The sequence below is a fragment of the Streptomyces sp. NPDC047869 genome (assembly GCF_040704065.1).
Lineage (GTDB): Bacteria > Actinomycetota > Actinomycetes > Streptomycetales > Streptomycetaceae > Streptomyces.
In genome coordinates this window covers 34,059-55,975 of the sequence record NZ_JBEYRK010000024.1, presented here as the reverse complement: position 1 = coordinate 55,975, position 21,917 = coordinate 34,059, and the positions used below count along the sequence as shown (strand labels likewise).

Here is a 21,917-nt window from a genome sequence, read left to right as displayed (position 1 = left end):
CTACTGTTGAGGCGTGCGCCTGCCGTGCCCAGCTGCGGTTGGGGCATCCCCCTGTCCGCCAGGGGCACGGGGAAAGGATTGTTCAACGCGGAGCCGCTGATGGTTGTCGGGCACCGGGCCGCGTGGCGTGGGCACCGCCGGCTGTGAGAGGGACGGGAATGGAACCGACCGAGAGCGCCGCCCCGCACGCACGGCTGCGCCTGCGCCGCCGTGCGGGCGCGTGGCGGGGGACCCGGTGGACGGGGCGGGGCGCCGGACGTACCCCTGCCCGGCCGCACCCGGCCCAAGCGGGCGCCGCGCCCGAGTCCCACCCCACGGTCCCGTCGGCCGTCGAGGCCGCCCGGACACAACCCGGCACCGACCCCGAACGCCGTCCGCCCTGGCCCGCGTCGCACGCGGCCCTCGTGGCCGCCGCCGCGCTGGCTCTGGCGGCGGGCTTCTACCGTGCCTTCGCCGGCCACCACGCCCTGTTCCCGTGCGAGACGCGGGGCTGGTCGCTGGCCGTGCTCACCGGCATCATCGTCGGCCACCTCGTGATGCTCGGCCGCGCCCGCTGGTGGGGCGGCACGGGCTCCGGCGCGGCCCTCACCCTGGCCGTCCTGCTGCTGTACGGCTGGATGCCGGCCGGGATGGTCAGTCTCACCGTCGTCGTCCTGGTCGGCACGGCCAGACGGCAGCGCTGGCCGCAGGGCGTACTGCACGGCGCGGTCGACATCCTCGGGATCAGCGCCGGCGCCCTGGTGCTCGGCTTCTTCGGGCGGGTGCCGAGTGTCGAGGAGCCCTGGCGGCCCGAGAGCTGGGGCATCGCCACCGCGCCGCAGGTGGTGGTCGTCGCGGCCGCCTACCTCGCGGTCAGCCGCGGCCTGCTGTGGTACGCGCAGGCACCGCGCGGCGGCCCGCTGCCCACGGTCGCCCGCACCGCCCTGGTCCGGCAGGGCCTGCTCGCCGTGGCGCTGCTCGGCATCGCCCCGCTGGTGTGCGTGGTCGCCGACGCCCGGCCGGTCCTGCTGCCGCTGTTCGCCATCCCGCTCATCGCCCTCGACTCCACGCTGTGGATGGCCCGGGCCCGCGCCGAGGAGCAGTTGCGCGACCCGCTGACCGGGCTGCCCAACCGGCAGTGGCTGCTGGAGCGGATCTGGACCGCCCTGGACGACGCCGAGCGGATCGGCGCCCGCGCCGCGCTCATGCTGATCGACCTCGACCGGTTCCGTTCGGTGAACGACACCCTCGGCCATCTCGCCGGCGACCGGCTGCTGCTGCAGATCGCCGACCGCCTGCGCCAGGCCCTGCCGCGCGGCGCGGAGGCCGCCCGGCTCGGCGGCGACGAGTTCGCCGTCTTACTGCCCGTCGCGGACTCCACCACCTCCGCCACCCGCGTCGCCCGCGGCCTCGTCACGGAACTCAGCTCCCCGCTCGACCTCGACGGGCTCACCCTCGTCCTGGAGGCCAGCGCCGGCGTCGCCGTCTTCCCCGACCACGCGCTGGACGCCGAAGGTCTCCTGCGGCGGGCGGACGTGGCGATGTACCAGGCGAAGCGGGACCGCACCGGCGTGGAGGTCTACGAGTCCAAACGGGACTCCAACACGCCCGACCGGCTCGGTCTGCTGGGCGATCTGCGCCGGGCGCTGGACGCCCACGAGGTGCAGCTGCACTACCAGCCCAAGGTGCGCTTCGACGGTCAGGTCGCGGGCCTGGAGGCGCTGGTCCGGTGGGTGCATCCCGAGCGCGGGAAGGTTCCGCCGGACGAGTTCATAGCGATCGCCGAGTCCTCCGGGCTGATGCCCCATCTGACGGAGTACGTACTGGAGACCGCGCTCGGGCAGGTCGCCGCCTGGCGGGCGCAGGGGCTGCGGGTGCCGGTGGCGGTCAACGTCTCCCCGCGCGACGTGCACACGCCCGGCTTCGCCGGCTCGGTCGCCGCCCGCCTCGCGCGGCACGGAGTCCCGGCCGGGGCGCTCCAGCTCGAGATCACCGAGCACGTCCTGCTGGAGGACCCGCAGCGGGCCGCCGACACCCTCGCCGCGCTCACCGGGCACGGCGTGAAGATGTCCCTGGACGACTTCGGCACCGGGTACTCCTCGCTGGTGCACCTGCGCCGGCTCCCCGTCAGCGAGCTGAAGATCGACCGCTCCTTCGTGGCCCGGCTGGCCGTGGACACCGAGGACGCCGAGATCGTGCGCTGCACGGTCGACCTGGCGCATTCGTTGGGCCTGCTCGTCGTCGCCGAGGGCGTGGAGGACGACGAGACCTGGGAGCGGCTGCGCGACCTCGGCTGCGACGCGGTGCAGGGGTGGCTGGTCGCCGCCGCGATGCCGCCGGACGAGACGACCGCGTGGCTGCGGGCCCGCGGGTCGCGCGGCTGGCAGCGGCCGCGGGCCGCGCTGCCGGCCGCCGAGTAGCGCCCGGCCGCGGGCGGTCGGCCCGCCGCGAAGTGCCCGGCCGGCAGTGCCGGGGCGCGGGCGGTCAGATCGCCGCGAAGTGCCCGATCAGCAGGTCCAGTCTGCGCTCGTGCGCCTCCTCCGGCAGCCGTCCGCTGCGCATCAGCGTGACCAGCCCGTGCAGGGCCGCCCAGAACGTCTCCGTGAGCAGCCCCGGCTCGTCACCCTCCACCGCGACCGGCTCCACCGCGAGCAGCAGCTCCCCGAACGCCTCCTGCAGCGGCGCGGGTGCCTCCGGCGTGGCGAACGGCAGGTCCACCAGGTGGGTGAACATCGCGTCGTAGAGGGCCGGCCGGCGCCGCGCGAAGGACGTGTACGTCCGCGCCACCGCCGCCAGTGACTCCCGCGGATCCCGGGGGTCCCGCAGTCCCGCGCGTGCCGTCCGCAGCTCGGCCGCCAGGTCGGCGCAACCCTGTACCGCGACCGCGGCCATGATCGCGCCCTTGCCCTTGAAGTGGCTGTAGAGGACCGGCTGGCTGTACTCGATCTCGGCGGCCAGCCGGCGCGTGGTGACCGCGTCCCAGCCCTCCGCCTCCGCGAGTTCCCGTGCGGCCGTGACGATCAGCCGCTCGCGTTCCGCTCGTTCGCGCTCCCGGCGCGTCTGGATCGACATGGCCGCGATTCTAGCACTGCTAGCGTTTCTGCCTCCGCTCTGCTAGCTTCGCTTGTACCACTAGCGCTGCTAGCAAGGAGAGATGACATGACCGTCACCGCCTACACCCTGGCTGTCGTGCTCGACCTGTTCTGCCTGTTCCTCGGCTACCGCTTCCTGTTCCGGCCCGGGCCCTCCGCGGCCGGCTACGGAGTACCGGCCGACCCGGCCGGCGACGCCGGGGCCTACCTCACGATCAAGGGCCTCCGGGACGGCGCCCTCGGAGTGGTGGGCCTGGTGCTGCTGGCCTTCGCCGGAGCGCGGGCCGAGGCCTGGTTCATGGTCGGCGTGGCCCTCGTGCCGCTCGGTGACACGCTGATAGTCCTGCGGCACGGTGGTGCGCGGGCCGTGGCGTTCGGGGTCCACTTCGCCACGGCGGTCGTCGTACTGATCAGCGCCGCCCTGCTCTTCCTCGTCTGACCGCGGCGCCACCGTCACCAGGGGGTTCGAAGATGTCGCTGTTCGTTCCGAAGTTCGACGAGACCGTGATCGTCCGCGAGGCCGAGGCCGAGGTGGTCGGCCGCGCGCCCACCACCATCCGCCTGCTGGCCGACAGCAGCGCGACCGGAGGCGCGCTGTCCACCCAGCGGGTCACCCTCCGGGAGGGCGCCGACGGCGCCAAACCGCACTGGCACGACAACTCCGCCGAGATGTTCTTCCTGCTGGACGGCGCCGCCGACATCCTCTCCGGCGACGACGTCGTCACCGCCGGCCCGGGCGACCTCGTCGTCGTCCCGCCCGGCAGGCCGCACGCCTTCGCCGCCGTGCCGGGAGCCGACGCCGACCTGCTCATCGTGCTCACCCCGGGCGTCGAACGCTTCGAGTACTTCCGCCACCTCCAGCGCATCGCCCTCGGCGAGGCCACCCCCGAGAGCCTGCTGGAGGTGCAGGATCTGTACGACAACCACTTCCTGAGGAGCCGGGCCTGGGACGCCCGGCGCCACTGAGCCGGGGGCGAGGCCGCCGCGGGCCGGGGGCACGGGCGGGGGCGCGGCGGAACCGTTTCACGGGCACGGCCCCCCGCCCCATAGGATTGACCCCAAACCACACACACTCACCCCAGAGGATCGCTGCATGCCTGGCATCACGCGCGAGGAGGTCGCCCACCTCGCCCGGCTGGCGCGTCTGGAGCTGAAGCCCGAAGAACTCGATCACTTCGCAGGCCAGCTCGACGACATCATCGGCGCGGTCGCCCGCGTCAGCGAGGTCGCCGACCAAGACGTACCGCCGACCTCCCACCCGCTGCCGCTGACGAACGTCATGCGCGCGGACGAGGTCCGTCCCTCGCTCACCCCCGCGCAGGCGCTCTCCGGCGCCCCGGCCCAGGAGCAGCAGCGTTTCAAGGTGCCGCAGATCCTGGGGGAGGACTGACCATGACGGACAGCAACATCATCAAGCTCACGGCGGCGCAGACCGCCGAGAAGATCGCCTCCGGCGAGCTGACGGCCGTCGAGGTCACCGAGGCCCACCTCGCCCGCATCGAGGCCGTCGACGAGAAGGTGCACGCCTTCCTGCACGTCGACCGCGAGGGTGCCCTCGCCCAGGCCCGCGCCGTGGACGAGAAGCGGGCCCGCGGCGAGAAGCTCGGCCCGCTGGCCGGCGTCCCGCTCGCGCTGAAGGACATCTTCACCACCGAGGGCGTGCCGACCACCGTCGGCTCGAAGATCCTCGAGGGCTGGATCCCGCCGTACGACGCGACGCTCACCAAGCGGCTGAAGGCCGCCGACGTCGTCATCCTCGGCAAGACCAACATGGACGAGTTCGCCATGGGCTCCTCCACCGAGAACAGTGCCTACGGCCCGACCGGCAACCCCTGGGACCTCACCAAGATCCCCGGCGGCTCCGGTGGCGGCTCCTCCGCCGCGCTCGCCTCCTTCCAGGCCCCGCTCGCCATCGGCACCGACACCGGCGGTTCCATCCGCCAGCCGGCCGCCGTCACCGGCACGGTCGGCGTGAAGCCGACCTACGGCGCGGTCTCCCGCTACGGCATGGTCGCCTTCTCCTCCTCCCTCGACCAGGGCGGCCCCTGCGCCCGCACGGTCCTGGACGCGGCCCTGCTGCACGAGGTCATCGCCGGGCACGACCCGCTCGACTCCACCTCCATCGACGCCCCGGTCCCGCCGGTGGTCGAGGCCGCGCGCAACGGCAGCGTCGCGGGCATGCGGGTCGGCGTCGTCAAGCAGTTCCGCGGCGAGGGCTACCAGGCCGGCGTCGTGCAGCGCTTCGACGAGTCCGTGGAGCTGCTGAAGGAGCTGGGCGCCGAGATCGTCGAGCTGGACTGCCCGTCCTTCGACCTCGCGCTCTCCGCGTACTACCTGATCGCGCCGTCCGAGTGCTCCTCCAACCTCGCCCGCTTCGACGGCCTGCGCTACGGCCTCAGGACCGGCGACGACGGCAGCCACTCCGCCGAGGAGGTCACCTCCCTCACCCGTGAGGCGGGCTTCGGCCCCGAGGTGAAGCGACGCGTGATGCTCGGCACCTACGCCCTGTCGAGCGGCTACTACGACGCCTACTACGGCTCCGCGCAGAAGGTCCGCACGCTCATCACGCGTGACTTCGAGAAGGCCTTCGAGCAGGTCGACGTCATCGTGTCGCCGACCACGCCGACCACCGCATTCGCGATCGGCGAGCGTGCCGACGACCCGATGGCGATGTACCTGGCCGACCTGTGCACCATCCCGACCAACCTGGCGGGCAACGCGGCCATGTCGCTGCCCTGCGGTCTCGCCCCGGAGGACAACCTCCCGGTGGGCCTGCAGATCATCGCCCCGGCGCTCAAGGACGACCGGCTGTACAAGGTCGGAGCCGCCGTCGAGGCCGCCTTCGTGGAAAGGTGGGGGCACCCGCTGATCGAGGAGGCTCCGTCGCTGTGAGCGCACTGAACAAGGCCAAGGGCTTCAAGAAGTCGAAGTCCGGCACGTACCTGTCGATGGCCGGGACCGCGTTCAGCGCGTTCGGCGTGGCCAAGCAGATCAAGAAGGCGCGCGCCGAGCAGGACACACTGCGGCTGATCGACGCCACCGTGTCCGCCGTCGCGATCGTCACCGGCCTCGCCATCCTCTACCGCGAGCTGAAGCGGCTGGGCGACGACGACGTCCTGCTGGGCTGAGAGGGAAGTTTTCACCGTGACCACCACGACCGACCTGGTGTCGTACGAGGACGCGCTGGCGTCGTACGACCCCGTCATGGGCCTCGAGGTCCATGTCGAACTCGGCACCAAGACCAAGATGTTCTGCGGGTGCTCGACCGAGCTGGGCGCCGAGCCCAACTCGCAGACCTGCCCGGTCTGCCTCGGCATGCCCGGCGCGCTCCCGGTCGTCAACGCGACCGGCGTCGAGTCCGCGATCAAGATCGGCCTCGCGCTGAACTGCGAGATCGCCGAATGGTGCCGCTTCGCCCGGAAGAACTACTTCTATCCGGACATGCCGAAGAACTTCCAGACCTCCCAGTACGACGAGCCGATCGCCTTCAACGGCTACCTCGACGTGCAGCTGGAGGACGGCGAGAGCTTCCGCGTGGAGATCGAGCGCGCCCATATGGAGGAGGACACCGGCAAGTCGACGCACGTCGGCGGCGCCACCGGCCGTATCCACGGCGCGTCCCACTCGCTGCTCGACTACAACCGCGCGGGCATCCCGCTCATCGAGATCGTCACCAAGCCGATCGAAGGCGCCGGCGAGCGCGCCCCCGAGGTCGCCCGGGCGTACGTCCGCGAGCTGCGCGAGCTCATCAGGGCGCTCGGCGTCTCCGAGGCCCGCATGGAGATGGGCCAGATGCGCTGCGACGTGAACCTGTCGCTGCGCCCGAACGGCACCGAGAAGTTCGGCACCCGTTCGGAGACGAAGAACGTCAACTCGCTGCGGTCCGTGGAGCGGGCGGCCCGCTTCGAGATCCAGCGGCACGCGGCCGTGCTGTCGTCCGGCGGCACGATCGTGCAGGAGACCCGGCACTTCCACGAGGACACCGGCTCCACCACCTCCGGCCGCGTGAAGGAGGAGGCCGAGGACTACCGGTACTTCCCGGAGCCCGACCTCGTCCCGGTCGCCCCGTCCCGCGAGTGGGTCGAGGAGATCCGCGCCGCGCTGCCGGAGATGCCGCTGGCCCGCCGCACCCGGCTGCTCGCCGAGTGGGGCATCTCGGCCACCGACATGCAGGCGATCCTGAACGCCGGCGCGCTGGACCTGATCGTCGCCACGATCGACGCCGGTGCCGACGCGGCCTCGGCCCGCAAGTGGTGGATGGGCGAACTGGCGCGCAGCGCCAACGAGTCGGGCAAGGCGCTGGACGAGCTGGCCATCACGCCGCAGCAGGTCGCCCGGGTCACCGAGCTGGTGAACTCCGGAGACCTGAACGACAAGCTGGCCCGCCAGGTCATCGAGGGCGTCCTCGCGGGCGAGGGCACCCCGGACGAGGTGGTCGACAAGCGCGGTCTGAAGGTCGTCTCCGACGAGGGCGCGCTGACCGCCGCCGTCGACGAGGCCATCGCCGGCAACCCGGGCGTCGCGGACAAGATCCGCGGCGGCAAGGTGGCCGCGGCCGGTGCCTTGGTCGGCGCGGTCATGAAGGCGACCCGGGGTCAGGCGGACGCGGCCCGCGTCAAGGAGCTGATCCTCGAGAAGCTGGGCGTCAGCGAGGGCTGAGCCACCACCGCGACGGCCCCGGAGGCATCCCCCTCCGGGGCCGTCGCGCTGCGCCGCGACCGTCCGGGCGGCCGTGGGAGCCGGCCGGGAACACGGCCCCGCACCGGCGTGAAAGGGCGGACGTTATACGCTCACCCGCCATGAGTGGACGTACCGATTCCGACGCCGAACCCGCCATAGCCGAGGCGGACGAGCCGGACGGCCACGACGACGACGTCTCGGAGGCCCGCCGGGCCCGGTGGACCGCGGCCGGCACCGGTGCCCTCCTCTGCCTCGCGGGCTGCGCCGCCGCGCTGCTCCGGCTCACCGGCTCGGCCCCGGCCCTCGTCCCCGCCGCCTACGCCCTCGGTGCCGCCGTGTGCGCGCTCGCCGCCGTCCTCGGCGCCCGCGGCCGTACCCGCCGGGCCCTGTGGCTGCTGGTCGCCGGTACGGCGGTCATGGCCCTCGGCGACCAGTTCGACTGAACGCGGCCGGCGCCCGTGAGAGGGTGAGCGACGTCCGGACGGCGGTACAGCGGGAGGAGCGGCAGCGCGATGTACGTGATGTCCCTGGGTGACGACGGCGCCGAACTGCGGCCCCTGGAGGTCTGGCACGCGGCGGACCTGCTCGCCAACATCGACCGGGGACGGGAGTTCATCGGCCGGCACGTCGGCCTGCCGGACGTGGTGACCGACCTGGACGCCGCCCGCGCCTACCTCGCGTCGTACGCGGAGAAGCGTGGCGCCGACGCCGGCAGCCTGCACGGGGTGTGGCTGGACGGGAGGCTGGCCGGGGGACTGCTGTTCCGGGTGTGGGACACCCCCAGCGGGGTCTGTGAGGCCGGCTGCTGGCTGGAGCCGGCGGCGGCCGGGCGCGGGCTGGTCACGCGCGGCATGCGGGTGCTGCTGGGCTGGGCGTTCGAGGAGCGCGGCATGCACCGGGTGGAGTGGCACGTGTCGTCGGCCAACGAGCCCAGCATCGGCGTGGCCCGGCGCCTCGGCATGACCCGGGAGGGCGTGCTGCGGGAGAACTACCCGTACCGGGGCGTGCGCACGGACACCGAGATCTGGTCGGTGCTGGCCCCCGAGTGGCGTGCGGCACGCGCGCGTACCGCGTCCGACGATCATTAAGGGACCTCTCAGACGGCATCCGTACGGTGCCGGGCATGGCAACGAACACACAGGACGTCAACAGGACCGACGACGAGCGGACGGCGGAGGAGGCAGCGGCCGCCACCGGGGCGGACGCCACGAACACGGCGAACGGCACCGGCCCGGCCGGGAACGGCGAGGAGACGCGGGGGACCGGGGCGACACCGAAGGCCGGGGGACGGGAGGAGCCCGAAGGACCGGAGGGTTCCGGGGAGTCCGACGCGTCCGGGGAGTCCGACGTGTCCGAGGAGTACGACGCTTTCGAGGAGGAGCCCGCGCGGAAGGCGCCCTCCGGAGTCGGACTGGGCGCCGGTGCCGTGGTCTCCGCCGCGCTGGGCCTGGTCTCCCTCACCGGTGGCTGGATCGGCACCGTCGCCGCCGCCCGCGAGACCCTGGTCGGCCAGCTCCAGACCTCCTCCGGCGCGAGCGTCGCCAAGCAGATCAAGGAGGTCTACGGCGACGCCTGGCACACCACCGCCCTGTGGGCCGGCCTCTTCGCGCTGGCCGCGCTCGTCACCGGCGTGGTCGTGCTCGTCCGGCCCGCGTTCGGCGCCCCCGGCCGCCCGCGGGCCGCGTGGATCAGGTCGGTCGCGTGGGGCGGGGTCTCGCTCGGCGTCATCGGCCTGCTGCTGGCCGTCCTGAAGTACTCCGACGCGCTGCTCGCCCTGCCCTCCACGGGCTGATAACCCGCGGGTCCGCCGGGGCCTTAGGGAATCCCTGAGCACCTTAGGGAGCCCCTGGGGCCCCTTACCCGTGTCCGGGCCCGGACACGGGTCCCCAAGATGCGGAACTCTCCCGATGTGGCGCACCCCCCTGGGGGACGAGTGTGGAGGCATCGCAACGAGCGACACCGACACCGGCCCCCGGAAGGACCACGCCATGTACGAGTTCGAGACCCACCGGCTCCGTCACGCCGAACTGCGCCGTGCGGCCGCCCAGGAACGCCTGGCACGCGAGGCGGTCGGCGCCCGGCGCGCCGCACGCCGCGAGGAGACGGCCGGACTCGGCACCACCGGCGCCGAACCCCATACCGACCGCCCCCGCCGGCACCGGCTCCCGCGCACCGCGTGAGCGCCGGGCCCGCCGGTACCGGCACGGGGGCCGGTACCGGCACGGCCGCCCCGGCTGTTGTTACGACCATCGCACCGGGACTGTGGAAAACGGGTCCCGCGCCCTCCGGACCTCGTGCGATGCTCGGGCCCGTGGAGAACAGGTCCGTCAGTCCCGTGTTCGTCGGCCGCGCCGACGAGTTGGACACCTTGAACGACGCGCTCGCCCGTGCCGCCGCGGGCGAGCCGCAGGCGCTGCTGCTCGGCGGCGAGGCGGGGGTCGGCAAGACCCGCCTCGTCGAGGAGTTCGCCGCCGTCGCCGGCCGCCGGTCCGCGGTCGTCGCCGTGGGCGGCTGTGTGGAGATCGGCGCCGACGGGCTGCCCTTCGCCCCCTTCTCCAGCGCGCTGCGCGCCCTGCGCGACACCCTGCCCGAGGAGTTCGCCGCCGCCGCCGCCGGACAGCAGGAGGAACTGGCCCGGTTGCTGCCCGAGCTCGGCGAGGCCGCGTCGAGCCGCCACGACGAGCAGGGCACGGCCCGCCTGTTCGAACTCACCGCCCGGCTGCTGGAGCGGGCCGCCGCCGAGCGCACGGTCGTCCTCGTCCTGGAGGATCTGCACTGGGCCGACGCCTCGACCCGCCACCTGCTCGCCTACCTCTTCCGCACCCTGCGCACCGGCCACCTCCTGGTCCTGGCCACCTACCGCGCCGACGACATCCACCGCCGCTACCCGCTGCGCCCCCTGCTCGCCGAACTCGACCGGCTGCGCACCGTCCGGCGCCTCGAACTCGCCCGGTTCACCCGCGAGGAGGTGGCCCGCCAGATCGCCGGCATCCTCGCCGCGGAACCCGACCCCGCCCAGGTCGACGCGATCTTCGAACGCTCCGACGGCAACGCCTTCTTCGTCGAGGAACTGGCCGTCGCCGGCTGCGAGGGCTGCTGCACCGGTCTCTCCGACTCCCTGCGCGACCTGCTCCTGGTCCGGGTCGAGAAGCTGCCCGAGAGCGCCCAGCGGGTCGCCCGGATCGTCGCCGAGGGCGGCTCCACCGTGGAGTACCGGCTGATCGCCGCCGTCGCCCGGTTCACCGAGGACGACCTCATCGAGGCACTGCGCGCCGCCGTGGGCGCGAACATCCTCACCGCCACCCCGGACGGCGACGGCTACCGCTTCCGGCACGCCCTGGTCCGCGAGGCCGTCGCCGACGACCTGCTGCCCGGTGAACGCTCCCGCCTGAACCGCCGCTACGCCGAGGCGCTGGAGGCCGACCCCTCGCTCGTCCCCGCGGGCGCCCGCGTGATGCGCCTGGCCAGCTACTGGTACCACGCCCACGACCCCGCCAAGGCCCTGCCCGCGGTCCTGAAGGCCTCAGTCGTGGCCCGCCGCCGGCACGCCTACACCGAGCAACTGCGGCTGCTGGAGCGGGCGATGGAGCTGTGGGACACCGTGCCCGGAGAGGTCCGCTCCGCCCTGCGCCCGGTGGACTACACCGGCGTCTATCCCCCGTGCGGCTGCGATCCGGCCACCACCCCGCTGCGCTACCTCGACCTCATGGCCGAGGCGGCGGTCGCCGGCCGCTTCGGCGGCGAACGCGAACGCGCCCTGAAGATCGTGAAGCGGGCGCTGCAACTGCTCCAGGACGATCCGGACCCGCTGCGCGCCGCCTGGTTCTGGGTCCAGCGCTCCCGCCTGGTCCAGGCCCTGGCCCGCGGCGACGGATGGCCGGAACTGGCCACCGCGCAGGAGCTGGTGCGGGGCCTGCCGCCCTCCGAGGTGCACGCCGAGGTGCTGACGGAGTCCGCCGGCTGGTCCATGCTGCACCGGCCCGGACCCGAGGCCCTCGCGGACGCCGAGCAAGCGGTCGAGTACGCGCGGATGGTGAACGCTCGCGAGATCGAGCTCAACGCCCGCCTCACCCTGGGCGGGCTCATGGTCGACGCCGGTGACATCGAGGCCGGGCTCGCGGAGATGTCCCGGGTCAAGGAGGAGGCGATCACCGAGGGCGTGTCCCAGGTGGCGGGCCGCGCCCATGTGAACCTGCCGGGATCGATGCAGTCCGTCGGCCGGGACCGGGACGCCGAACCCATCCTGCGCGAGGGCATCGCCTTCACCCGCCGGTACGGGCTGCCCGACTCCCAGGCCTGGGTCTGGGGCAACCTCTCCGACGCGCTGTACTCGCTGGGCCGGTGGGACGAGGCCGCCGAGGCGGCAGGACAGGCGATCCGCATCGGACGCAGCGCCAAACCCCGCGGTGCGGGCGCCCTGCGCCTGGCCCACCTCGCCCTGGCCCACGGCGACGGCGCGGAGGCCGCCCGCCAACTGGCCACCGCCCGCGCCCACTACGGCACCCGCGACCCGATGCCCCAGAACGGACTGCCCCTGGCCCGCATCGCCGTGGGAGTCGCCGCCTGCGAGGGCAGGCTCCTCGACGCCCGAGCCGAGTTCCTGACCGCCATGGAGGCCGGCTTCCCGCCCGGCACCCAGCGCTACGCCTGGCCCCTGCTGCTGGCGATGGCCACCGCGGAGGCCGACGCCGGCACCCTGCCGGCCGCCGACGCGGGCCGGGCCGACATGCTCGGCCGGCTCTCCGAGGCGGCCCGCCGGCTCATCGCCGACGCCCCCCTGTGGCGCGCCTACGACCAGTGGACCCGCGCCGAACTGCGCCGGGCCGAGGGCCGGGACACCGACGGCACCTGGTCACCGGTGGTCACGGCGTTCGAGGGCCTGGACCGCCCCTACGACCTGGCCCGGGTCCGCCACCGCCTCGCCCAGGCCCTGCTGACCGACGGCGGCGAGGAGCACCGGGAGCGGGCCGCGGAACTGCTGAGACTGTCCGGGACGGTCGCCGGCCACCTCGGCGCCCGCCCGCTCGCCGACGCGGTCGCCCGGCTCGCCCAGCGCGCCCGGCTCACCCTCGGCCACGCCCCGCGCCGGGCCCTCGCGGCCGCCGATCCGGCGTCGGCCCTCGGCCTCACCAGCCGTGAGCGGGACGTCCTGCGCCTGGTCTCGGCCGGCCGCACCAACCGCCAGATAGCCGAGGAACTGTTCATCTCCCCGAAGACCGCGAGCGTGCACGTCTCCAACATCCTGTCCAAGCTCGGCGTCTCCGGCCGGGGCGAGGCGGCGGCGGTGGCACACCGGCTCGGCCTGTTCCCGCCGGACACCGAGGAGCGGCTGGTGGCGGGATGAGCACGGCGGCCGCGAGAAAGCCGCTCAGCGGATCGACACCTCCAGCACCCGGTCGTCCCCCTTCTTCGGCGACCCCCGGCCGTCGGTGTTGCTCGTGACCAGCCACACCTTGCCGTCCCCTGCCGGGACGACGGTGCGCAGCCGGCCGTACTCGCCGGTGAGGAACGCCTGGGGGGCCGCCGAGGCGGTGGTGCCGCGCAACGGGATGCGCCACAGCCGTTCGCCCTTGAGACCGGCCATCCAGATCACACCGTCGACGTAGGCGACCCCGCTCGGGGAAGCCTCGTCGGTGTGCCACTGGGCCACCGGATTGCGGAACCCGGCGCCGGAGGACCGCCCCTCGGCGTCCGGCCAGCCGTAGTTGCCGCCCGGCACGATCGCGTTCAGCTCGTCCCAGGTGTCCTGGCCGAACTCGGAGGCGAACAGGCGCTGCCTGGAGTCCCAGGCCAGCCCCTGGACGTTGCGGTGGCCGTAGGAGTACACGGGAGAGCCGGGGAACGGGTTGCCGGGGGCCGGCTCGCCCTCCGGGGTCAGACGGAGGATCTTGCCGCCCAGCGACTTCCGGTCCTGGGCCAGTCCGCGGTCGCCGCTCTCGCCCGTGCCCGCGTACAGCATCCGGTCCGGGCCGAACGCGATCCGGCCGCCGTTGTGGATGACCCCCTTGGGGATGCCCTTGAAGACCGTGTCCGGGGCGCCCAGTTGCTCACCGGCCGGCTTCCCCTCGTCGTACAGCATCCGGACGATGCGGTTGTCCGAGGCCGAGGTGAAGTAGGCGTAGATCATGTGGTCCGAGGCGAAGCCGGGGGAGAGGGCGATGCCGAGCAGGCCGCCCTCTCCCTCCGCGGAGACCCCGGAGACCGTGCCCAGCTCGGTCTCGCGGCCCGTCCTCTCGTCGACGCGGGTGATCGTGCCGTCGTCCCGGGAGGAGACCAGCAGCCCGCCGCCGGGGAGCGGGGCCAGGCCCCACGGCGTCTTCAGGCCGTCGGCGACGGTGCGCAGCACCTTCACCGATCCCTTGGCCGGCGGCGCGGACCCGGTGTCCCGGCCGGACGGAGCGGTGGCCGTCGCCGTCCCTCTCGGCGCGGTGCTCCCGCCGTCACCCGGGAAGCCCTGGCCGCCGGAGGAGCAGCCCGCCGTCAGCAGGAGCGCGGTCGCGGCCAACACGGCCGTCACAACTCGGCGTTGCACGATCATGGTCCCTTCGCAGCGGCGGACGTACGACAGCGTCTCCCTCTCATACTCCGCCCGTCCCGCCAGGGTTCCCGCGCGGCGCGCGCCGCATGCCGGACCGCTCAGTCCCAGGAGCCCCGCGCCGCCGGCAGCCGGGACACCTCCGCCAGGTCCTCCGCGGTCAGACGCAGCGCGGCCGCCGCGGCGTTCTCCCCGGCCCAGCGCTCCCGCTTCGTACCGGGCAGCGCGATCACCTGACGGCCCTGCGCCAGCACCCAGGCCAGTGCCACCTGCGCCGCGGTGACGTCCGCGCCGTGCCGGCGGGCGACGCGGCGCAGACCGGCGACGATCGGCTGGTTGGCCGCCATCATCTCGGCCGTGAAGCGGGGGTGCCGGGCACGCACGTCGTCCGGTTCGAAACCCTCGCCGGGCGTCAGCGTGCCGGTCAGGAAGCCGTTGCCCAGCGGCATCGCGGCCAGGAAGCCCACGCCCCGCGCCTCGCACCACGGCAGCAGCGTGTCCAGCGCCTCCGGCGACCACACCGACAGCTCCGCCTGCACCGCGCTCACCGGGAAGACCTGCTGCACCCGGTGCAGCTGACGCAGCGTGGTGTCGTAGAGCCGGCTGCCGGAGCGGCGGCCGGCGCGCGCGCCCACCGCGCACAGGCCCAGCGCCCGTACCTTCCCGGCCCGCACCAGGTCGGCCATCGCGCCCCAGGTCTCCTCGACGGGGACCTCGGGATCGGCGCGGTGCAGCTGGTAGAGGTCGATCACATCGGTCTGCAGCCGCCTGAGCGAGGCGTCGCAGGCCCTCTTCACATAGCCCGGGCGGCCGTTGGCCACGATGTGCTGCTCGCCCACGAGCAGCCCCGCCTTCGTCGACACGAAGGCGTCCCGGCGCCGCTCCCTGAGCACCCGCCCCAGCAGCAGCTCGTTGGTGAACGGACCGTACATGTCGGCCGTGTCCAGCAGGGTCGAGCCCAGATCGAGCGCCCGGTGCACGGCTCTGAGCGACTCGTCGCCCCGCTGCCGGGAGCCGGTGTACGCCCAACTCATCGGCATGCATCCGAGTCCGACGGCCCCCACCGCGAGCGCACCCGCGCCGATCGTCCTGCGCTCCACCTGCTCGTGAACCTCCCTCGTCCGGTCCCCCAACCTAACGCCCCACGCCCGGAGGCCTGACATAGCCTCCTTGCCATGACACAAGACGTGTGGCTTCCCATCGCGCCGGAGGAGATCGAGGGGCTTCCCCAGGGGCCCCGCTACCTGTTCTGGGACGGAGGCGACGACGGCGAACAGGAGTTTCCCGGCGACCCCGCCGACTGCGCGTTCTACGTCGTGCCGTACATGCGTGCAAGCGCCGTCGGCCTGCGGCCGATGGACCGCATGAGCACCGTACGGGTCGTGCAGACGCTCTCGGCCGGCGTCGACCACGTGAGCCCGGGTCTGCGGCACCTGCCCCCGGGTGTCCGGCTGTGCAACGCGCGCGGAGTCCACGAGGCCAGCACGGCCGAACTGGCCCTCGCGCTCGTCCTCGCCTCCCTGCGGGGCATCCCCGACTTCGTCCGGGCCCAGGACCGGGGCGAGTGGCGCGGGGGCTTCCACCCCGCGCTCGCCGACAGGACCGCCCTCATCATCGGCTACGGCGCCATCGGCGCCGCCATCGAGGACCGGCTCGCGCCCTTCGAACTCGCGCGGGTGGCGCGCGTCGCGCGCTCAGGGCGCACCACGGCGCGCGGTCCCGTGCACCCGCTCACCGAGTTGCCCGCACTGCTTCCGAAAGCCGATGTCGTGATCCTCTCCACGCCCTTGACGGAGGCGACCAGAGGTCTGGTGAACGCGGACTTCCTCAGCCTGATGAAGGACGGGGCGCTGCTCGTCAACGTCTCCCGCGGACCTGTCGTGGACACGAACGCGCTGCTCACCGAGGTGGAGAAGGGACGCATCACCGCCGCCCTCGACGTCACCGACCCCGAGCCCCTGCCGCCGGGACACCCCCTGTGGACGGCGCCCGGCGTGCTCATCAGCCCGCACGTCGGCGGCCCCACCTCGGCCTTCATGCCGCGCGCCAAGCGGCTTCTGGTGGACCAGTTGCACCGATTCGTGAACCACGAGCCCTTGCGGAACGTGATCCTCACTACGGGGACCTGACACACTCCCGGCACCCTCCGCAATCTTTCGAGCGCGGAACGTGTTGACATCTTCGCTGATCGTCACGCAGCGTAGAGAAGCTATGTCCCTGAGTGACGATCCTGGTGTATCGTCCCGACAGGGGCTGCGCCGCTGACCGTTCGGCGCCGGGGATGGACAGATCGGACTTGTGAGGGGGGCGACGGGCGATGCACGGCCTATGGACGAACGATCCGACGCGGCGGAGCCGCCGGCGGGGACCCTGGCGCACGACCGCGCGCAGACGCGGCCACCACACGAGCCATCACTGCCACCGCAAACCGGCCGGCCGCGGGAGGCACGCGGCGCACCGGGACACCGGGGAGCCGGGAGCGGCGCGCACCGGGAGGCCCCGGTGAACGCCCCGCCCGCCCTGACGGGCACCCTCGACGGCACGCCGCTCGCTCCGTCCGCGCCCCAGGCCCCGCCGCCCGCCCGGCCGCCGTCCGCCGCCGAGGGCCCGCGGCTGGTGCCCCAGCTCGTCCTCGCCCTGGTCTGCGGGACCTATGCGATCGGCTCCATGTTCGACTGGGGCTCGGAGCAAGTCGCGCTGATCATGGGCGACTTCGGGCTGAGTGCCGCGGCCGGCGCCGCCGCCGTCTCCTGCTTCCGCTACGCCCGCGGGCCCCGGGTCCGCTTCCGGTCGGCCTGGCTGCTCTTCGCGCTCTCCTCCGCGATGGCGTCCCTCGGCAACGCGGTCTGGGGGTGGTACGAGGTCGTCCTGGATCAGCCCGTGCCCAGCCCCAGCTACGCCGATCTGTTCTTCCTGTGCTTCGCCCCGCCCGCCATCGTGGGCCTGCTCGTCCTCGCGCAGCGGCCGGCGAACCGGGCGGGCTGGATCTGCCTGGCGCTGGACGCCTGGCTGATCGGCGGCTCGCTGCTCACCCTCTCCTGGAGCCTCGCGCTGGCCCAGGCCGCCCGGTTCGACGGGCCGAGCGTGGCGCACACCGCGCTGTCCCTCGCGTACCCGCTGCTGGACATCGCGCTCGTGAGCATGGTGCTGGCGCTGCACTTCCGCCGCTCCCCGGGCAACCGCACGGCGGTCAACACCGCCATCGGCGCGCTCGCCCTGACGGTGATGTGCGACGCGCTCTTCACCTCGCCGCTGCTGCACAGCAGTTACCACTCCGGGCAACTGCTGGACGCCGGCTGGTTCGCCGGGTCGCTGCTCCTCGCCTACGCCCCCTGGGCCGCATCCCACCGCACCGGGGCACCGGACGGCGAACGGCGTGTGCCCGAGGGGCACTCGCGCGTGGTCCACGAGCACGTGCCGGGACAGCGCGGCCCGGGCCAGCCCCCCGTACCCCCGCCCGCGCCGGGCGGCGGCGACCACCCGCGGTACCTGCCCGGCCGGCCGATCACCGGCTCACTGGCCGCGCTCACGCCGTACCTGGCCGCCGCGGTGTGCACCCTGGGCATCCTCTACAACGTGCTCAACGGCCGCAGGCCCGACCACGTCGTACTGATCACCGCCGGGGCCGTCGTGCTGGCGCTCGTCATGCGGCAGGGCATCATGCTGCTGGACAACATCACCCTCACCCAGGAACTGGCGCAGAAGGAGAACCACTTCCGCTCCCTGGTGCAGGGCTCCAGCGACGTCATCATGATCGCCGCGCCCAACGGCATCCTGCGCTACGTCTCCCCGGCCGCCGCCGGGGTGTACGGCCGGCCCGCCGAGGACTTGGTGGGCACCGAACTGGCCGCTCTGATCCACTCGGAGGACCTGGGCTGCGTGGTGCACGAGGTGCGCCGCTTCCTCGCCGCCAGCCCCCTCGAGGAACCCACGACCCGCATCGAGTGCCGATTCCGGTCGGGCGACGGAGGCTGGCTCAACGTCGAGTCCACCGTCAACCGCCACCACGGCGGCCTGATCTTCAACAGCCGGGACGTGACCGAAAGAGTCCGGCTCCAGGCCCAGTTGCAGCACAACGCCGAGCACGACCCGCTCACCGACCTGCCCAACCGCGCGCTGTTCACCCGGCGCGTCCAGCAGGCCCTCTCCGGCCGCCGCGCCACCGACCGGGGCGCCGCCCTGCGCGGCACGGCAGTGCTCTTCATCGACCTGGACGGCTTCAAGGCCGTCAACGACACGATCGGCCACCAGGCCGGGGACGAACTGCTCGTCCAGGCCGCCCGCAGACTCCAGGACGCGGTCCGGCAGGGGGACACCGCGTCCCGGCTGGGCGGCGACGAGTTCGCCGCCCTGATCGCCGGGGACGGCACCCGCGACCGGGCCGCCCGGGAGCGGAACATCCTGGAGCTCGCCGACCGCCTCCGGACCACCCTCTCCCAGCCCTACGCCATCGACGGCAACGATGTCCGGGTCAACGCCTCCATCGGTGTCGCCTTCGCCGAGCCGGGCCTCGGCGCGGGCGAACTGCTGCGCAACGCCGACCTCGCGATGTACCGCGCGAAATCGGCCGGGAAGGGCCGCGTCGAGCTGTACCGGCCGCAGATGCAGCAGGACGTCGTACGCAAGGCGGAGCTGGCCACCCGGCTGCGCGCCGCCCTGCACGACGGCGAGTTCACGCTGCTGCACCAGCCGGTGGTGAGCCTCGGGAACGGCCGGATCACGGCGGTCTCCGCACAGGCGCGCTGGCGCTCCTCCCAGGGGGTGCTGTTCACCCCGGCCGAGTTCCTGAGAGTGGCCGAGGACGGCGACAAGACCGCGGAGCTGGACCGCTGGATCCTGCGGGAGGCGGTGGACCAGGCCGCGGAGCGGGCCGCCGACGGACACGTCGTGCCGGTCTCCGTGCGGCTGAGCGCCCGGCGGCTGCTGGACCGCTCGATGCCGCTGGGCACCGTGGAGGCGCTGCTGACCCGGCACGGGCTGCCGCCCGGCGCGCTGATCCTGGAGCTGTCCGACACCGACCACCGGACCTCGCTGGAGGAACTGGAGCGGCGGCTGACCGCGCTCAGCCGGCTCGGCGTGCGGATCGCGCTCGACGGCTTCGGCAGCGGCCACGCGGCCATCACGGCCCTCAGGCGGCTACCCGTCGACATCCTCAAGCTGGACCGCGGCCTGGTCGAGGGGGTCGTGGAGTCCGCGCGGCTGCACAAGATCACCAGCGGCCTGCTCCGTATCGCCTGCGATCTCGGGCTCCAGTCCGTGGCCGAGGGCGTGGATCTGCCGGAGCAGGTGACCGCGCTGCGCGCCATGGGCTGCACCCACGGCCAGGGCAGCGCGTTCGCGGGCCCGCTGGACGAGTACCGGCTGCGCCGGGCGCTCGGATCCGGCCACTATCCGGTGCCGCACGCTCCTGTCGAACCGGCGTTCGCGGGTGGAACCGCGGGGGTGTACACCGGAGGGGTGTCCGCCGTCATCGGAGGTGGGAGTGCACTCCGCTCACATAATGAGACGCCCGTCCCACCCACTTGACACGTGGTGCGTGCCGGGGGGAGGGTCAGTGCCATGCGCACCCGAATTCTCGTACTTGGACAGCGCGTCGGCTGAACTGGGACCCACCGGAGGACGATCCGGAATCCCCAGCGACCTACCCGACGCGCTCCCCTCGCTTGCCTTCCGGCACGAGGGGTTTTTTGTTGCACGAGCGCCTTTCGTGCGGCACCTCGACTCCGCCCAAACCTCGCATAAACCTCAGCATCGAGAAGAGAAGCCGATGACCGAGCAGGCCACCGGGGCCCATCCGCAGCCCCGGCCCCGATCCGGAGGACATCAGTCCGCCCCCGTCGAGCACGTCACGGGTGCGCAGTCCCTCATCCGCTCCCTCGAGGAGGTCGGCGCGGACACGGTGTTCGGCATTCCGGGCGGGGCGATCCTGCCCGCGTACGACCCGCTGATGGACTCCACCCGCGTCCGTCACGTGCTGGTCCGGCACGAGCAGGGCGCCGGCCACGCGGCCACCGGCTACGCGCAGGCCACCGGCAAGGTCGGCGTCTGCATGGCCACCTCGGGCCCGGGCGCGACCAACCTGGTCACCCCGATCGCCGACGCGCACATGGACTCGGTGCCGCTCGTGGCGATCACCGGGCAGGTCGCGTCCAAGGCGATCGGCACGGACGCCTTCCAGGAGGCGGACATCGTCGGCATCACCATGCCGATCACCAAGCACAACTTCCTGGTCACCAAGGCCGAGGACATCCCGCGGACCATCGCGGAGGCCTTCCACATCGCCTCCACCGGCCGCCCCGGCCCGGTCCTGGTGGACATCGCCAAGGACGCCCTCCAGGCGAAGACCACCTTCTCCTGGCCGCCGGTCACGGACCTGCCCGGCTACCGCCCGGTGACCAAGCCGCACGCCAAGCAGATCCGCGAGGCCGCCAAGCTGATCACCACGGCCAAGCGTCCCGTCCTCTACGTCGGCGGCGGCGTCCTCAAGGCGCGGGCCACCGCCGAGCTGAAGGTCCTCGCCGAACTCACCGGAGCGCCCGTCACCACCACCCTGATGGCGCTCGGCGCGTTCCCCGACAGCCACCCGCTGCACGTGGGAATGCCGGGCATGCACGGTGCGGTCACCGCCGTCACCGCGCTGCAGAAGGCCGACCTGATCGTCGCCCTCGGAGCCCGCTTCGACGACCGCGTCACCGGCAAGCTGGACAGCTTCGCCCCGTACGCCAAGATCGTCCACGCCGACATCGACCCCGCCGAGATCGGCAAGAACCGCGCCGCCGACGTGCCGATCGTCGGCGACGCCCGCGAGGTCATCGCCGACCTGGTCCAGGCGGTGCAGAAGGAGCACAGCGAGGGTCACCGGGGCGACTACACCGCCTGGTGGAGCGACCTGAGCCGCTGGCGCGACACCTACCCGCTCGGCTACGACCAGCCCGAGGACGGCTCGCTGTCCCCGCAGGCCGTCATCGAGCGCGTCGGGCAGCTCGCGCCCGAGGGCACGATCTTCGCGGCGGGCGTCGGCCAGCACCAGATGTGGTCCGCGCACTTCATCCAGTACGAGCAGCCCGCCACCTGGCTGAACTCCGGCGGCGCCGGAACCATGGGCTACGCGGTCCCGGCCGCGATGGGCGCGAAGGCCGGCCGGCCCGACCGCACGGTGTGGGCGATCGACGGCGACGGCTGCTTCCAGATGACCAATCAGGAGCTGACCACCTGCGCCCTGAACAACATCCCGATCAAGGTCGCCGTCATCAACAACGGCGCCCTCGGGATGGTCCGCCAGTGGCAGACCCTGTTCTACAACCAGCGGTACTCCAACACCGTCCTGCACTCCGGTCCGGAGGACGTCAACCCGGAGGCCAGGGGCACCCGCGTCCCCGACTTCGTGAAGCTGTCGGAGGCGATGGGCTGCCACGCGATCCGCTGCGAGCGCCCGGAGGACCTGGACAAGGTCATCGAGGAGGCGAACTCCATCAACGACCGCCCGGTCGTCGTCGACTTCATCGTCCACGAGGACGCGATGGTCTGGCCGATGGTCGCCGCCGGCACCTCCAACGACGAGATCATGGCCGCCCGGGACGTCCGTCCCGACTTCGGCGACAGCGAAGACGACTGAGCCGGAAGAGCGAAGA

18 protein-coding genes are annotated in these 21,917 nt (G+C 73.1%); 15 read left to right on the top strand and 3 right to left on the bottom strand.

The features are described 5' to 3' along the window. Positions 1-158: 158 nt before the first annotated feature. Positions 159-2,399 carry a bifunctional diguanylate cyclase/phosphodiesterase gene (locus AB0924_RS27040; RefSeq protein ID WP_366912762.1) on the top strand — a complete coding sequence of 747 codons (2,241 nt, stop codon included), beginning with the start codon at positions 159-161 and terminating at the stop codon, positions 2,397-2,399. Positions 2,400-2,463: 64 nt separating this feature from the next. Here the strand turns inward: AB0924_RS27040 and AB0924_RS27035 are convergent, their stop codons facing one another. Then, positions 2,464-3,051, bottom strand: a complete 588-nt coding sequence (locus AB0924_RS27035) for a TetR/AcrR family transcriptional regulator (protein WP_358935617.1) — start codon at positions 3,049-3,051, stop codon at positions 2,464-2,466. An 87-nt stretch (positions 3,052-3,138) separates the two neighbouring features. On the opposite strand from AB0924_RS27035, the gene AB0924_RS27030 reads away from it, so the two are divergent. The 11 genes from AB0924_RS27030 (at position 3,139) to AB0924_RS26980 (ending at position 13,095) form a co-directional block, all read left to right on the top strand. After that, the gene (locus AB0924_RS27030) at positions 3,139-3,510 is read left to right on the top strand and encodes a DUF4267 domain-containing protein (protein ID WP_358935619.1); all 372 of its coding nucleotides are present in this window, start codon (positions 3,139-3,141) and stop codon (positions 3,508-3,510) included. A 32-nt stretch (positions 3,511-3,542) separates the two neighbouring features. After that, complete coding sequence (locus AB0924_RS27025; RefSeq protein WP_366912761.1) at positions 3,543-4,037, top strand: cupin domain-containing protein; 495 nt, start codon at positions 3,543-3,545, stop codon at positions 4,035-4,037. Between the two features lie 127 nt (positions 4,038-4,164). After that, positions 4,165-4,461: an Asp-tRNA(Asn)/Glu-tRNA(Gln) amidotransferase subunit GatC gene (gene gatC, locus AB0924_RS27020; protein ID WP_018544665.1), complete on the top strand. Its 297-nt coding sequence runs from the start codon at positions 4,165-4,167 to the stop codon at positions 4,459-4,461. Then, positions 4,458-5,963: an Asp-tRNA(Asn)/Glu-tRNA(Gln) amidotransferase subunit GatA gene (gene gatA, locus AB0924_RS27015; RefSeq protein ID WP_358935707.1), complete on the top strand. Its 1,506-nt coding sequence runs from the start codon at positions 4,458-4,460 to the stop codon at positions 5,961-5,963. The genes gatC and gatA overlap by 4 nt, the downstream gene beginning before the upstream one ends. Continuing rightward, positions 5,960-6,199: a hypothetical protein gene (locus AB0924_RS27010; protein WP_351664495.1), complete on the top strand. Its 240-nt coding sequence runs from the start codon at positions 5,960-5,962 to the stop codon at positions 6,197-6,199. The genes gatA and AB0924_RS27010 overlap by 4 nt, the downstream gene beginning before the upstream one ends. Positions 6,200-6,215: 16 nt before the next feature. After that, positions 6,216-7,730: an Asp-tRNA(Asn)/Glu-tRNA(Gln) amidotransferase subunit GatB gene (gene gatB, locus AB0924_RS27005; protein WP_358935624.1), complete on the top strand. Its 1,515-nt coding sequence runs from the start codon at positions 6,216-6,218 to the stop codon at positions 7,728-7,730. A 140-nt stretch (positions 7,731-7,870) separates the two neighbouring features. Beyond that, complete coding sequence (locus tag AB0924_RS27000) at positions 7,871-8,194, top strand: hypothetical protein (RefSeq protein ID WP_358935626.1); 324 nt, start codon at positions 7,871-7,873, stop codon at positions 8,192-8,194. Between the two features lie 69 nt (positions 8,195-8,263). Then, positions 8,264-8,839, top strand: coding sequence for a GNAT family protein (locus AB0924_RS26995; protein WP_358935628.1), 576 nt, complete (start codon positions 8,264-8,266; stop codon positions 8,837-8,839). A 35-nt stretch (positions 8,840-8,874) separates the two neighbouring features. Continuing rightward, positions 8,875-9,543 (top strand): hypothetical protein, encoded by a 669-nt coding sequence (locus AB0924_RS26990; RefSeq protein ID WP_366912760.1) that lies wholly within the window; start codon positions 8,875-8,877, stop codon positions 9,541-9,543. Between the two features lie 196 nt (positions 9,544-9,739). Then, positions 9,740-9,931 (top strand): hypothetical protein, encoded by a 192-nt coding sequence (locus tag AB0924_RS26985; protein WP_366912759.1) that lies wholly within the window; start codon positions 9,740-9,742, stop codon positions 9,929-9,931. Between the two features lie 119 nt (positions 9,932-10,050). Next, positions 10,051-13,095, top strand: coding sequence for an AAA family ATPase (locus tag AB0924_RS26980; protein WP_366912758.1), 3,045 nt, complete (start codon positions 10,051-10,053; stop codon positions 13,093-13,095). A 24-nt stretch (positions 13,096-13,119) separates the two neighbouring features. Here AB0924_RS26980 and AB0924_RS26975 read toward each other — a convergent pair whose 3' ends face one another. Both AB0924_RS26975 and AB0924_RS26970 read right to left on the bottom strand, forming a co-directional pair. Further along, positions 13,120-14,289 carry a PQQ-dependent sugar dehydrogenase gene (locus AB0924_RS26975; RefSeq protein WP_358935636.1) on the bottom strand — a complete coding sequence of 390 codons (1,170 nt, stop codon included), beginning with the start codon at positions 14,287-14,289 and terminating at the stop codon, positions 13,120-13,122. A gap of 98 nt (positions 14,290-14,387) precedes the next feature. Next, positions 14,388-15,386 (bottom strand): aldo/keto reductase, encoded by a 999-nt coding sequence (locus AB0924_RS26970; RefSeq protein WP_358935638.1) that lies wholly within the window; start codon positions 15,384-15,386, stop codon positions 14,388-14,390. A 75-nt stretch (positions 15,387-15,461) separates the two neighbouring features. On the opposite strand from AB0924_RS26970, the gene AB0924_RS26965 reads away from it, so the two are divergent. The 3 genes from AB0924_RS26965 (at position 15,462) to AB0924_RS26955 (ending at position 21,901) form a co-directional block, all read left to right on the top strand. Continuing rightward, positions 15,462-16,415 (top strand): 2-hydroxyacid dehydrogenase, encoded by a 954-nt coding sequence (locus AB0924_RS26965; protein WP_366912756.1) that lies wholly within the window; start codon positions 15,462-15,464, stop codon positions 16,413-16,415. A gap of 373 nt (positions 16,416-16,788) precedes the next feature. Continuing rightward, positions 16,789-19,812, top strand: coding sequence for an EAL domain-containing protein (locus tag AB0924_RS26960; RefSeq protein ID WP_366912755.1), 3,024 nt, complete (start codon positions 16,789-16,791; stop codon positions 19,810-19,812). Positions 19,813-20,053: 241 nt separating this feature from the next. Continuing rightward, positions 20,054-21,901 carry an acetolactate synthase large subunit gene (locus tag AB0924_RS26955; RefSeq protein WP_358935644.1) on the top strand — a complete coding sequence of 616 codons (1,848 nt, stop codon included), beginning with the start codon at positions 20,054-20,056 and terminating at the stop codon, positions 21,899-21,901. Positions 21,902-21,917 lie beyond the last annotated feature (16 nt).